This window comes from Lamprocystis purpurea DSM 4197 (genome assembly GCF_000379525.1).
Lineage (GTDB): Bacteria > Pseudomonadota > Gammaproteobacteria > Chromatiales > Chromatiaceae > Thiodictyon > Thiodictyon purpureum.
This window is the reverse complement of sequence record NZ_KB902504.1, coordinates 33439-45502: the sequence shown is the minus strand read 5'-3', so window position 1 is coordinate 45502 and position 12064 is coordinate 33439. Positions and strand designations below refer to the sequence as shown.

16 protein-coding genes are annotated in these 12064 nt (G+C 66.2%); 14 read left to right on the top strand and 2 right to left on the bottom strand.

The features are described from left to right. Positions 1–49: 49 nt before the first annotated feature. The 6 genes from A39O_RS43180 (at position 50) to A39O_RS0116990 (ending at position 2907) form a co-directional block, all read left to right on the top strand. Complete coding sequence (locus tag A39O_RS43180) at positions 50–181, top strand: hypothetical protein (RefSeq protein ID WP_281170090.1); 132 nt, start codon at positions 50–52, stop codon at positions 179–181. 32 nt (positions 182–213) lie between these two features. Then, positions 214–1050 carry a hypothetical protein gene (locus tag A39O_RS43175; protein WP_020505871.1) on the top strand — a complete coding sequence of 279 codons (837 nt, stop codon included), beginning with the start codon at positions 214–216 and terminating at the stop codon, positions 1048–1050. Positions 1051–1288: 238 nt separating this feature from the next. Then, the gene (locus A39O_RS0117005) at positions 1289–1546 is read left to right on the top strand and encodes an AbrB/MazE/SpoVT family DNA-binding domain-containing protein (protein ID WP_020505870.1); all 258 of its coding nucleotides are present in this window, start codon (positions 1289–1291) and stop codon (positions 1544–1546) included. After that, positions 1546–1878 carry a type II toxin-antitoxin system PemK/MazF family toxin gene (locus A39O_RS0117000; protein WP_020505869.1) on the top strand — a complete coding sequence of 111 codons (333 nt, stop codon included), beginning with the start codon at positions 1546–1548 and terminating at the stop codon, positions 1876–1878. Before A39O_RS0117005 ends, A39O_RS0117000 begins: the two co-directional genes overlap by 1 nt. 113 nt (positions 1879–1991) lie before the next feature. Then, positions 1992–2291, top strand: a complete 300-nt coding sequence (cowN, locus tag A39O_RS0116995; RefSeq protein WP_020505868.1) for a N(2)-fixation sustaining protein CowN — start codon at positions 1992–1994, stop codon at positions 2289–2291. Positions 2292–2469: 178 nt separating this feature from the next. Further along, positions 2470–2907, top strand: a complete 438-nt coding sequence (locus tag A39O_RS0116990; RefSeq protein ID WP_020505867.1) for a DUF2721 domain-containing protein — start codon at positions 2470–2472, stop codon at positions 2905–2907. Positions 2908–3090: 183 nt separating this feature from the next. Here A39O_RS0116990 and A39O_RS0116985 read toward each other — a convergent pair whose 3' ends face one another. Both A39O_RS0116985 and A39O_RS0116980 read right to left on the bottom strand, forming a co-directional pair. Continuing rightward, positions 3091–3789 (bottom strand): hypothetical protein, encoded by a 699-nt coding sequence (locus A39O_RS0116985; protein ID WP_020505866.1) that lies wholly within the window; start codon positions 3787–3789, stop codon positions 3091–3093. 15 nt (positions 3790–3804) lie between these two features. After that, positions 3805–4350 carry a glutathione peroxidase gene (locus tag A39O_RS0116980; RefSeq protein WP_026199483.1) on the bottom strand — a complete coding sequence of 182 codons (546 nt, stop codon included), beginning with the start codon at positions 4348–4350 and terminating at the stop codon, positions 3805–3807. 213 nt (positions 4351–4563) lie between these two features. Between A39O_RS0116980 and A39O_RS0116975 the strand changes: the two genes are divergently transcribed. The 8 genes from A39O_RS0116975 to A39O_RS0116935 all read left to right on the top strand — a co-directional run bounded on the left by A39O_RS0116975 (position 4564) and on the right by A39O_RS0116935 (position 12040). Continuing rightward, positions 4564–5307: a ferredoxin--NADP reductase gene (locus tag A39O_RS0116975; RefSeq protein WP_020505864.1), complete on the top strand. Its 744-nt coding sequence runs from the start codon at positions 4564–4566 to the stop codon at positions 5305–5307. Between the two features lie 26 nt (positions 5308–5333). Then, positions 5334–6662, top strand: coding sequence for an NAD(P)/FAD-dependent oxidoreductase (locus A39O_RS0116970; RefSeq protein WP_020505863.1), 1329 nt, complete (start codon positions 5334–5336; stop codon positions 6660–6662). Positions 6663–6783: 121 nt separating this feature from the next. Then, a complete protein-coding gene (rsxA, locus tag A39O_RS0116960; RefSeq protein WP_020505861.1) occupies positions 6784–7365 on the top strand; it encodes an electron transport complex subunit RsxA in 582 nt (193 codons plus the stop codon). 14 nt (positions 7366–7379) lie between these two features. Beyond that, complete coding sequence (gene rsxB / locus A39O_RS0116955) at positions 7380–7928, top strand: electron transport complex subunit RsxB (RefSeq protein WP_020505860.1); 549 nt, start codon at positions 7380–7382, stop codon at positions 7926–7928. A 4-nt stretch (positions 7929–7932) separates the two neighbouring features. Then, the gene (rsxC, locus tag A39O_RS0116950; RefSeq protein WP_020505859.1) at positions 7933–9552 is read left to right on the top strand and encodes an electron transport complex subunit RsxC; all 1620 of its coding nucleotides are present in this window, start codon (positions 7933–7935) and stop codon (positions 9550–9552) included. A gap of 72 nt (positions 9553–9624) precedes the next feature. Continuing rightward, the gene (gene rsxD, locus A39O_RS0116945) at positions 9625–10662 is read left to right on the top strand and encodes an electron transport complex subunit RsxD (RefSeq protein WP_020505858.1); all 1038 of its coding nucleotides are present in this window, start codon (positions 9625–9627) and stop codon (positions 10660–10662) included. After that, complete coding sequence (gene rsxG / locus A39O_RS0116940) at positions 10659–11303, top strand: electron transport complex subunit RsxG (protein WP_020505857.1); 645 nt, start codon at positions 10659–10661, stop codon at positions 11301–11303. The genes rsxD and rsxG overlap by 4 nt, the downstream gene beginning before the upstream one ends. Next, a complete protein-coding gene (locus tag A39O_RS0116935) occupies positions 11303–12040 on the top strand; it encodes an electron transport complex subunit E (RefSeq protein ID WP_020505856.1) in 738 nt (245 codons plus the stop codon). Before rsxG ends, A39O_RS0116935 begins: the two co-directional genes overlap by 1 nt. The last annotated feature ends 24 nt before the right edge of the window (positions 12041–12064 follow it).

Genomic DNA, 12064 nt, shown 5'->3' with positions numbered 1-12064 from the left:
GGTGGGGGATTGTTGGGCGGCCGGCGATGCGGGTCAACAGGCACGCGTGATGGAAACAGCGATCGGCATCGACCAGCGGCAGCGGCGGCGTACCGTCATGGCGCGTCGGCACGCCCGTGGATCGGGTATCGGCACGCCCGTGCGTGTCGCGCCGATGCGCCCCGGCACCGCAATGCGGTAGGATTACGGCTCTATTCTTAGAAGGAGATGCTAATGTTCCCTCCCGAGGACGTTCGTAACAAGCGGCAGCCCATCGACATCGGCCAGTATTTCGTCTGGTTGGTCGTTTTGGCAGCCGCGTTCGGCATTTACTATGTCTGGTCTCATCCGGCACCGCGCTCCGCGCCGCCCGACGCGACCCAGGCGCAGCGGCTCGCCCCGATCGGGCTGGTCACCGTGACCCCGCCGACACCGCCGGCCGCACCGACCCCCCAACCGGCCGCCCCGGAGCAAGCCGCTAAAGCGCCGCCTCCGGCGCCGCAGCAGACTCAAGCCCAGGCACCGGTCAAGCCCGCGGCTGCGACCGCGGGGAGCGCACCCGGCCAGACGCCGTCAAGCGCCGCGCCCGTGGCGCAGCAGCCGCCTGCCAGGACCGCACCGGCAGCCGCACCGGCGCCCCAGGCCGGCCCGCAAAGCGCTCGGCCGCCGGCGGTCAGCACAGCACCAGCCCCGACACGCCCGACCGACCTCGGCGCGGGACCCGCCGGCCCCAAGGCGCCCCCGGCAGCCGCCGTGCCGAGCCGCGGCACTCCGCCGGCCGTCGCCCCCGCGGCCCCGGCCCGGCCTACCGGCCCGCCACCCGCCGCGCCCGTCCCCGCCGGTCCGCCGGCGCGCTATCCGGGCCGACCGGACATGGCGCAGCCCGGCTATCCACAGGGCTATCCCGGCGCCTATCCGGGCGCCTATCCGAACCGGTATGGACCAGGGTATCAGCAGGGCTACCCGGGCGGTTATGGCGCCGGGCAGTACCCGCCCGGCTATGTGCCCCCGTATCCGGCTTACCCAGGCGCCCCCCAGCAGCCGTCGTACCCGCCGGGGACCACCCGTTAAGGCGAGACACATGTAGGGGCGACTTTAGTCGCCCCTTCAGCCCCTTACGGACTTTATAGGCATGCGCAGTCGGGATCTATGTTCCTGGGAATCGCTAAGGCGAGTTTCACTGAGTTTTCAGGCAACCCGCTGACATCAGGGCACCAGAGATGGTCCGAGCGGAAACGCAACGAGTACGGACAGGAAATCGGCTCCGATGTTATACTTAGATATAACTTATGCCCCGCGGAGCGACACTATGCTGACGACGACACTGCGCAAGGTGGGCGGTTCGATCATGTTGACCGTGCCCCCCGCCATCCTGGACCTGCTGCACCTGCGGGCCGGCGAGACCGTTGGCGTGACCGTCGATGGGGGTCGGCTGGTGATCGAGCCGAGCCCGACACCGCACTACAGTCTGGACGAACTGTTGGCCCAATGCGACGCATCAGCCGAGGTCAGCGACGAGGATCGCGTCTGGCTCGACGACCGCCCGGTCGGTCGTGAGCTGCTGTAGTGGAGCGCGGCACTATCTGGCTCGTGTCGCTCGACCCGACAGCGGGGCACGAGCAGCAGGGTACGCGTCCGGTCTTGGTGGTCTCTCCGACCGCCTTCAATCGGCTGACCAAGACTCCGGTGGTGGTGCCGATCACCAGCGGGGGCAACTTCGCCCGCAGCAAGGGCTTCGCGGTGTCGCTGGTGGGCGCCGGGACGAGCACCACGGGGGTGATTCGCTGCGATCAGCCGCGCACCCTCGACCTGCGCGCACGCAATGCCCACAGGCTGGAAACCGTACCGGCAGCGATCATGGACGAAGTGCTGGCACGTTTGGCTCCGCTCTTCAACTAACCCTAACGGCTTTCTGGATGACCCTGCCCTGCGCAGCGCCAACGCCGCGGCCCAATCAACCGGCAAGGAACGGCTGACGCCCCACCAACACCCAATGACCCCGACTGACCACGATGCCTGAACCGACCGACAGCCCCACCCTTGACCGCTACGTCAGCTTCCTCGGCCTGGACTGCGACGCCAAATCGCAGCAATTTGTCGACACTTTGCGTACTGCGATGGCCAGAAATGGACGACAAGACCCGTTCTGGGACTACTTCGCTGCCAAACTGGACGGCACCCAGGGGCCGACGCATCATGATGCGCTTTACCATATCCACTGCCATCTCAACGATCTGCGCGACTTGTTGGAGCGCTGGGACGAGGCGGATTTGACGCCGATGCTCGAATCCCTGGAGATCGAATGCTGTTAGCAGGCCGTTCCGTTTGATCTCGTAGATCGACACTGGCTGAAAGTGACCATCCCTGGCCCTGAATTCCGGCATCCTGCCGGAATGACGGGGGGTGGTCTTCCGCGATGTTTAGGTAGAACACGGCACGCGTCGGTTCAGCCGACGCTGCCGTTCAATGACTTACCGATTCAAAGACCCTATGCCGACAGAACCAACGATTTCAGCCATTGCCCACGTCATTCAGCTCTCGGTCGCGCCGGTCTTCCTGCTCTCGGGAATCGCGGCGATCCTCGGGGTCATGGCGGCCCGCCTGGCGCGCGTCGTCGATCGCGCCCGCGCGATCGAGGAAGAGGTGATGGCCCAGCCGCTCCCCCCAGGCCCGCTCCATGAAGAATTGGCGGCCTTGTCGCGGCGGGCACAGATCATCAGTCTGGCCATCGGACTGTGCACTACCACCGCCCTGCTGATCTCGGCGGTGATCGCGGTCCTGTTTCTCAGTGCGTTGTTTTCTTTCGAAACCTCACCGGTCGTCGCGAGCCTGTTCGTCGCGGCCATGTTGACCTTGATTGCCGCGCTGATCCTGCTGTTGCGGGAGATTCTGGTCGCCACTGCCGGTTTACGCTTCGGGCCGCATTAGCGCGCACATCCGCGAAATCGGAGAAGCGAATCCTCGCGGGAATCATTCACTTGATTACGACAACGATTGTGTTGTACGTGTTATAGCATTCGTACCTGATATCCAGACAGACCCTTGGTGTAAAGGCGGGTTTGAAACCCGCCCCTACGTCCGGTTATCACGTTCGAATGCTCTATTGACTCGTTACTTGACGCGACGCCGCCACAGCAGCAACAGACCCGACGCCAAGAGCCCGAGTGTGGCCGGCGCCGGGATGGCCTTGATCGCTCCTTGCGATCCGGTACCCGCGTCCTCGGCACTCAACAAACGCAGGGCCGCGGCGCCGTCCGCGAAGCCCTTGACCCAGGTCACTTCGTCGACACCGGCCGCCAAGGTAAAAATGCCGGCGAGACGGTATTGGCCGACCAGTGGGCCGCTGATCCGATCCCGCTCGAACAGACACTCCAGACCGCCAAGCCGGGTGCCCGGACCCGATGAGTTCACCGAGTCGTTGAGTAATTCGGCTTCCGGACGGGCCGCCAAGGCCGGCAGGCTGCCGAAGGCATTGAAGTCCGCGCCGCGGAAGTCACCGAAGCGATCGGTCTTGACACCAAGATGCAGGGAGCCGCGCAGAGGCTCCTGCGCGCGGTCCGCGCTGCCGTCACCCAAGTCCGGGTCGGTTACGGGAAAGGCCATCGCACTGTCGACGGGCAAGGCGCGCGCACCCGGGTCGGGGGAATACGCCAAGTCTTCGCCGATGAAAGTAAAGTTGGCTAAGGTCCGCTCCGTCGTCAGGAGTCCGGCCGCGAGCGGCATGGCGCAGACGAGCAGGCTGCACCCGAGCCAGACACCGAGCACTTGCAACCTGCCAAAGGACTTACCAGGCACGCGGTCACCGGCCATGAGATCGCGGTGACCTCAGAGCAGTTTTTCGATCGCCTTCTCGATCTTCCCGCCGTCCGGCGCGGTGAAACTCACGTAGTGATCGACCAGATTCCCCTGGCGATCGATCAAATATTTGTAGAAGTTCCACTTGGGATAAGGTGCCCCGGCCGCGGCGAGTCGCTCGAATAGGGGGGTCGCGCTGCCCTTGGTGACGCTGACCTTCTCGAACATCGGGAACTCGACCGCGTAGGTCAGGCGGCAGAATTTCTGAATTTCCTCCTCGCTCCCCGGCTCCTGACTCATAAAATCATTGGACGGGAACCCCAGCACGACGAATCCCTGATCCTTGTATTTGCGGTAGAGTGCCTCGAGCCCCTCGTACTGGGAGGTAAAGCCGCATTTACTGGCGGTGTTGACGACCAGGATCACCTGGCCGCGGTAAGCCTCGCACAGATTCACCTGCTCATCCCCCGCCAGCCGGCGCAAGGTGACGTCCAGCAAGGGCGGACAGGGTGTGGGGTCGGCACCGGCGCCGGCACTGACCGCGGCAAGACTAAGGGCGAGCAAAGCTGTTTTCACGTCGAATCTCCGGTTATAAGGGACAGGAAGCGGGCTTGGGAGATAGTGCGCTCACTGCGGAAAGCAACCAGTCCCCGCCTTGCCGCGGCCAGGGTTGCCGGTGGTTTGAATGCGGATGCCGGAGGACCAATGTCCCAGGTAGCGGGGCGCATCGGATCGGCGCGCCCCGCAACCCCTTATAATCAGCAACTCCCCGATGTAAACGGAACAAAAATGAGCGAATGGGTCAAAGGCACGGTCGTCGGCAAACACATTTGGACCGACGGGCTTTACAGCATACAGGTCGACGCCCCGATGGCGGATTTCACGGCAGGTCAGTACACGAAAATCGCCCTGGATATCGGTACCGATCGCGTGGGACGGCCCTACTCGCTGGTCAATGCACCCCAGGATCGCCCCTTGGAGGTCCTCTTCAACGAGGTGCCGGGAGGGCCGCTCACCCCGCGCCTGTCGGAACTGAAGATCGGCGATCCGGTATGGGTCGCGGCCCAGGCCGGCGGCATCTTCACCCTGGAGTCGGTGCAGCCCGCCGACACTCTGTGGCTGCTTGCCACCGGGACGGCGATCGGGGTTTACCTGTCGATTCTGCGCACGGCGGCCCCCTGGGAGCACTTCAAACGCGTTATCCTGGTCCATGGCGTACGTGCCGCCGCCGATCTGGTCTACGGTGAGACCCTGGCGTCGATCGCGGCCCAGCGCGGGCCGCAATTCAGCCTGATCCCGGCGATCAGTCGGGAAACCCAGGCGCAGGCCCTGCACGGGCGTATCACCGACCTGCTGACCAGCGGCGCGCTGGAAGAGCGGGCGGCCGCCCGGATCGATCCGGAGTCCAGCCACGTCATGCTGTGCGGCAACTCCGCGATGATCAAGGATGCCAAGCAGATCCTGGAGGCGCGCGGTCTGGTTCGCCACCGCCGCCATGCCCCAGGCCATTACTCCGCCGAGCAGTATCACTAATCGCAATCGCAGGGCGTGACCGGGCCATGAATGCGGATGTCATCATAATCGGCGCCGGCTTGTCCGGCCTCGCCTGCGCCTCGACGCTGCGGGACAACGGGCTTGAACCCCTGGTGCTGGAGGCGTCCGACGGCATCGGCGGGCGCATCCGGACCGACCAGCGCCAGGGATTCCTGCTCGACCGCGGGTTTCAGGTGCTGCAGACCTGGTATCCGGATGCGCGGCACCTGCTCGATTACGACCGGCTCGATCTGCGGCCCTTCTATCCGGGCGCGCTGGTGCGCGTCGGCGGGCGTTTGCTGCGGGTCAGCGATGTCTGGCGGCGACCGCTGCGGCTGCCGGAAATGCTGGTCTCGCCGGTCGGCACCCTGGCGGATAAGTTACGGCTGCTGCGACTGCGGCACCGCTGCCTGCGCGGCGACTTGGAAGCGCTCTACAACCGTCCGGAAACCGAGGCCTGCGCCTATCTGCGCACCCTGGGCTTTTCTGCGCGGATCATCGACCGCTTCTTCAAGCCATTCTTCAGCGGAGTGTTCTTCGACCCTGAGCTGGCGGTCTCGTCGCGCGCCTTCGAATTCGTCTTCCGTGCCTTCGCCCTCGGGGATACCTCACTGCCGGCCCGCGGCATGGGCGAGATTCCGGCCCAACTCGCCGCTCGGCTGACCCGCACCCAAGTCCGCACCGGGTGCCGCGTCGACAGCATCACCGAGCGGACGGTCACCCTGGCCTCCGGCGAGCGCCTGCGCGCCCGCGCCCTGGTGATCGCCGCCAGCGCACCCGCGGCCGCGCGCCTGCTCGATCCATCCGACGCCGCCACCGCGAGCCGCGGGACCACCTGTGTCTATTTCGCGGCCGTGCGGCCGCCCATCGAAGGGCCTTACCTGGTCCTCAACGGCGAGGGCCACGGACACATCAACAGCCTGCTGTGCCCGAGCAACCTGTCCGGTCATTACGCCCCGGCGGGTCAAACGCTGGTGAGCGTCAATTGCCACGGGGCAGAACACAACCCGGACACATTGGAAACCATCCTGCGCCGCGAACTCGCCGGCTGGTTCGGCGATCAGGTGCGGGGCTGGGAGCGGCTTGCCGTGTACCGGATACCGCAGGCCCTGCCGCTCCAGACGCCGCCGGTCCACTATCCGGGCGACGCCGGGCAACGCGTCGCCGATTGGCTCTGGGTGTGCGGTGAGTACCGCAGCGCGCCCTCGATCCAATGGGCGCTGCACTCCGGCCGCCGGGCCGGGGCCGATGTCGCACGGTCACTGCTCGGCCGGGTAGCCGCGCAAAGCACCGCCGGGCTGCGACTGCCGAGCGCCCCGCCGACCCTCAGCGGGAGCGCGGTCCAGAAACCCTGAACGCGCACAGTTGTAGCGGACGAGTCGGCTCGCGTATGCTCCCGGCGTTTCACGGCCCGGACCTCCGGCTCGGGGCCGGGCGTTTCACCAGCAACACCATCACCAGTCCAGCGGACGCCGCATGACAGAGTACGCCCTGATCCTGATCAGCACGGTGCTGGTCAACAACTTCGTACTGGTCAAGTTTCTCGGCCTGTGCCCCTTCATGGGTGTCTCCAAGCGATTCGAGACGGCGCTCGGCATGGGCCTGGCCACCACCTTCGTCATGACCCTGTCATCGGTCTGCACCTGGCTGGTGGAAGCCTATGTGCTGCTACCCCTGGGGATCGAATACCTGCGTACCATCGCCTATATCCTGGTGATCGCGGCAGTCGTGCAGTTTACCGAGACCGTCATGCACCGCCAGAGCCCGGTTCTCTATCAGGTGCTGGGCATCTTTCTGCCGTTGATCACCACCAACTGCGCCGTACTCGGCGTCGCGATCCTCAACACGCAGCAGGGACACACGCTCGCGGAGTCAGCCGTTTACGGATTCGGCGCGGCCGTCGGTTTCTCGCTGGTCTTGATCCTGTTCGCCGGTATCCGTGAGCGCGTGACCGTGGCTGACGTACCCCGACCCTTCCAGGGCAGCGCCGTCGCCATGATCACGGCCGGTCTGATGTCGCTCGCCTTCATGGGCTTCGCCGGACTGGTCTCGCGCTAAGGCGATTGCATCCGATGTCCTCGGCCGTGCTGACCGCCATCCTCGCCATGACCACGCTGGCCGCCGTGCTGGGTTTGCTGCTGGGCTATTCGGCTATCCGGTTTCGGGTTGAGGGTGACCCCATCGCCGATCAGATCGATGCATTGCTCGCCCAGTCGCAATGCGGGCAGTGCGGATATCCGGGCTGCCGTCCTTACGCGGAGGCGGTGGCCAAGGGCGAAGCCGCCATCAACAAGTGCATTCCCGGAGGGGAGGCGACCGCGCGTGCCTTGGCCGACCTGCTCGGCCGCGAACCCGAGCCCCTGGAGACCGAGGTTCAGGCACCCAAGGTCGCCCTGATCGACGATCAGGCGTGCATCGGCTGCACCCTGTGCGTCCAATCCTGCCCCGTGGATGCCATCGTCGGAGCGGCCAAGCAATTGCACGGGGTCCTCGCCGCCGAGTGCACCGGCTGCGGACTCTGCCTGGCGCCCTGCCCGGTCGCCTGCATCCGCATGGTTCCGGTGGGTAGTGATCTGGCCCATTGGCGCTGGCCGGCACCGACCGAGCGCCTGGCAGCTTAGTCGGATGAGTGTCACCAACCCGGAATCCGAACACGGGCAATCGCGGCTCTGGACCTTTCATGGCGGGCTCCACCTGCCGGATGAAAAGGCCCTGTCCAACGATCAGCCCATTGAACCGCTGCGCCTGCCGCCGCTGCTCGTCATTCCGTTGCGCCAACACATCGGCGCGCCGGCCCGGCCCGGTGTGCGGGTCGGCGACCAGGTGCGCAAAGGCCAGGTGATCGGCACGGCGGACGGCTATGTCAGCGCCGCCGTGCATGCCTCCAGCTCCGGCACGGTGATCGCCATCGAGGAGCGACGGATCCCGCATCCGTCGGGGCTGCCCGCACCCTGCGTGGTGATCGCGACCGACGGACAAGACGCTTGGGCGCCGCTCCCCGCACCCCTGACCGACTATCCACACCTGGATCCGGCGCTGCTGCGCGAGCGGGTGCACTGGGCCGGGGTGGTGGGTCTCGGCGGGGGCGCCTTCCCGACCAGTGTCAAGCTCAGATCCGAGCGGCATATTGAAACCCTCATCATCAACGGCGCCGAGTGTGAACCCTACATCACTTGCGACGACCGGCTGATGCGCGAGCGGTCCGTCCAGGTCCTGGAGGGCGCACGGATCATCCGCACGCTGTTGGGGGCCGAGCGGGTGCTGATCGGCATCGAGGACAACAAACCCGCGGCCATCGCCGCCCTGTCCGCGGCCCTGACCCAATCCGGCCCGGACCCACACATCCGGATCATCCCGGTGCCGACCCGCTACCCGAGCGGCGGCGAACGCCAGTTGATCCGCATCCTCACCGGCCGGGAGGTCCCGACCCGCGGCCTCCCCGCCCAGATCGGGGTCGCCTGCCAGAACGTGGCCACGACGGCCGCGGTGGCCGATGCGGTCCTGCTGGGTCGGCCGCTGATCACGCGGGTGGTCACGGTCACCGGTCGGGCGGTGGCCCGGCTGGGCAACTTGGCGGTCCCCATCGGTACACCGCTGTCTCATCTGGTCGCGCACTGCGGCGGCTTTCGTGAGACGCCGCGGCGGCTGCTGTGCGGCGGTCCCATGATGGGTTTCGCGCTCAGCGACCTGGAAATCCCGATCACCAAGGCGTTCAACTGTCTGCTTGCACTGACCGCGGCCGAGGCCCCCGACCCCGGCCCGGCCCTGGCCTGCATCCGGTGCGGACGCTGCGCCGAGGTGTGCCCGGTGCGGCTGCTGCCTCAGCAACTCTATTGGCACGCCCGCGCCAAGGCGTTCGACCGGGCCCAGGGCTACAACCTGTTCGACTGCATCGAATGCGGCTGCTGCGCCCAGGTCTGTCCCAGCCATATCCCGCTGGTCCAGTATTATCGGTTCGCCAAGAACGCGATCTGGGCACACGAGGAGGAACGCCGCAAGGCCGATCAGGCCCGCGCCCGCCATCAGGCCCGGCAGGCCCGCCTGGAGCGACTGGAGCAGGAGCGCCAGTCCAAACTGCGCAAGAAGCGGGAAATCCTGGATGACACGACCGCGGCGACCGTCCCTGGTCAGGTCGCGGACGGCGACCTGGACGCGCGGCGCGCACTGATCGAGGCCGCCAAACAACGTGCCGCGGCCAAGAAGGCGGCGGCCCAGTCCCGGATCGAGCCCGTCGACCTGGGCTGACCTCTGTCTCGCCAACGGACTCTCGCTACCGACCGATGGATCAGAACAATGGCCCCAAATGCTGCTCCCAAGATGACCGCCGCCATCCTCTCCTCGCCGCACGGCCCGCGCGCCAACCGGGTCGATCAGGTGATGCTCCAGGTGCTCCTGGCTCTGATCCCCGGCGTACTGGTCATGACCTGGTTCTTCGGCTGGGGGCTCCTGATCAACTGCGTGCTCGCGATCCTGTTCGCAACGGCCGCCGAGGCCTTGGTGCTGCGGCTGCGCCGCCGCCCGGTGTTGCCGACGCTGGGGGATTACAGCGCGGTGGTGACCGCGGTCCTGTTCGCCTGCGCCATCCCGCCGACCCTGCCCTGGTGGCTGACCCTGCTCGGCATGGTCTTCGCAATCATGCTGGTCAAGCAACTCTATGGCGGCCTGGGCTACAACCCCTTCAACCCGGCGATGGCGGCCTATGTCTTCCTGCTCATCGCCTACCCGGTGGAGATGACCAACTGGCTTGCGCCTCACCTGTTGACGCAGCATCACTTGTCTTTGACAGAGTCCTGGCGCCTGATCCTGTTCGGCGCGCTGCCGCCGGACCTCTCCTGGGACGCCCTGTCGGCCGCCACCCCGCTGGAGGCACTGCGCGGCCAACTGCGCGAGCATCAGGTGATGGATGCGATCCGCGGCGCGTCCTGGTGGGGTAGCCTGGGCGGGCGCGGCTGGGAATGGGTGAGCAGTGCCTTTCTGGCCGGCGGGCTCTATCTCCTGTGGCGGCGGGTCATCACCTGGCGGATACCGGTCGCCATGCTCGGCTCCCTGCTGATGCTGGCCGGGCTCTTCTGGCTGATCGACCCCCAGCACCATCCGAACCCGGCCTTTCATCTGTGGAGCGGCGCCGCCATGCTGGGCGCATTCTTCATCGCCACCGACCCGGTGACCGCCAGCACCACGCCGCGCGGCCAGTTGATCTTCGGGGCCATGATCGGTGTGCTGGTCTTCGTGATCCGCACCTGGGGCGGGTATCCGGATGCGGTCGCCTTTTCGGTCCTGTTGCTCAACATCGCCGCCCCCACCATCGATCACTACACCCAGCCCAGCGTCTTCGGTCACGGCCGCAAGTCATGAATCCAAAGCCCATTTTACTCGCCGCCCTGGTACTCGCCGGGTTCGCGGTCGCCGGGGTCAGCCTGGTCGCGGTCACCAAGGCCGCCATGGCGGATCGCATCGCCGCCAATCAACGGCTGGCCATGCAGCGCAAGCTGGCGGCAATTGTCCCGAGCGGCGGTGACAATGACCCACTGGCTGACCACCTCGAAGTGAGCGACCCTGAGCGGCTGGGGACCGCACTGACCCGGATCTACCGGGTGCGCCGCGGCGACCAGCCGGTGGCGCTGATCCTGGACCCGGTGGTTCAGAACGGCTATGCCGGCCCCATCCATCTGCTGATCTCGGTGCTGCCGGACGGCCGTGTGGGCGGGGTCAGGGTCCTGTCCCACCGCGAGACTCCGGGCCTGGGAGACAAGATCGACGAGGCCAAATCAGATTGGATTTACCGCTTCAACGGCAAGTCGCTGGATCAACCGACACTGGATCAGTGGGCCGTCAAGCGCGACGGCGGCACCTTCGACCAGTTCACCGGGGCGACCATCACCCCGCGGGCGATTGTCACGGCGGTGAAAAACGCATTACTCTATGTTCAATCCCAAGGTGCACGGCTTTACGGCGAACCGCCGGTCGCCCAGCACCATGCGCCGGAGGCATCCTGATGGCAACACCGCCGACCTACAGCCGGATCATCACCGATGGGCTGTGGACCAACAATCAGTCCCTGGTCGCCCTGCTCGGGCTCTGTTCCCTGCTCGCCACCACCACGTCCGCAACCAGCGGGCTGGGCATGGGCATTGCGACCACCTTCGTCTTGACCGCCTCCAATGTCAGCATCTCGCTGATCCGCCCGCTCGTGCGCCCGGAGGTGCGGATCCCGGTCTATGTCGTCGTGATCGCGTCGTTCGTGACCATGGTCGAGCTGACGATGCAGGCCTGGTTCTTCGACCTCTATCAGATTCTGGGCCTGTTTATCTCGCTGATCGTGGTCAACTGCATCATCATCGCCCGCGCCGAGGCCTTCGCCTCCAAGAACCGCGTGGACCGCGCCTTCCTGGACGGCGTCGCCATGGGACTCGGCTCAACCCTGGTGCTGGTGACCCTCGGGGGCCTGCGCGAACTGGTCGGACAGGGCACCCTCTTCTATCAGTCGCACCTGCTGCTCGGGGACTGGGCGAAGGACTTGAGTTTCAGCCTGGGCGACGGCTACCACGGGGCACTCATCGCCATCCTGCCGCCCGGCGGCTTCATCGGGCTGGGGCTGCTGATCGCGCTGAAAAACGTCCTCGGCCGGCACCTGGAAGAACGCGCGGCCCGTCTGCGTGAGGCGCGCGGTGCACCGGGCGCGGCGCAGGCGCCCGCCGTGTCGCTGCGCAACGGATATAGCGTTCGCACCTGATATCCAGACAAACCTTCGTGTAGG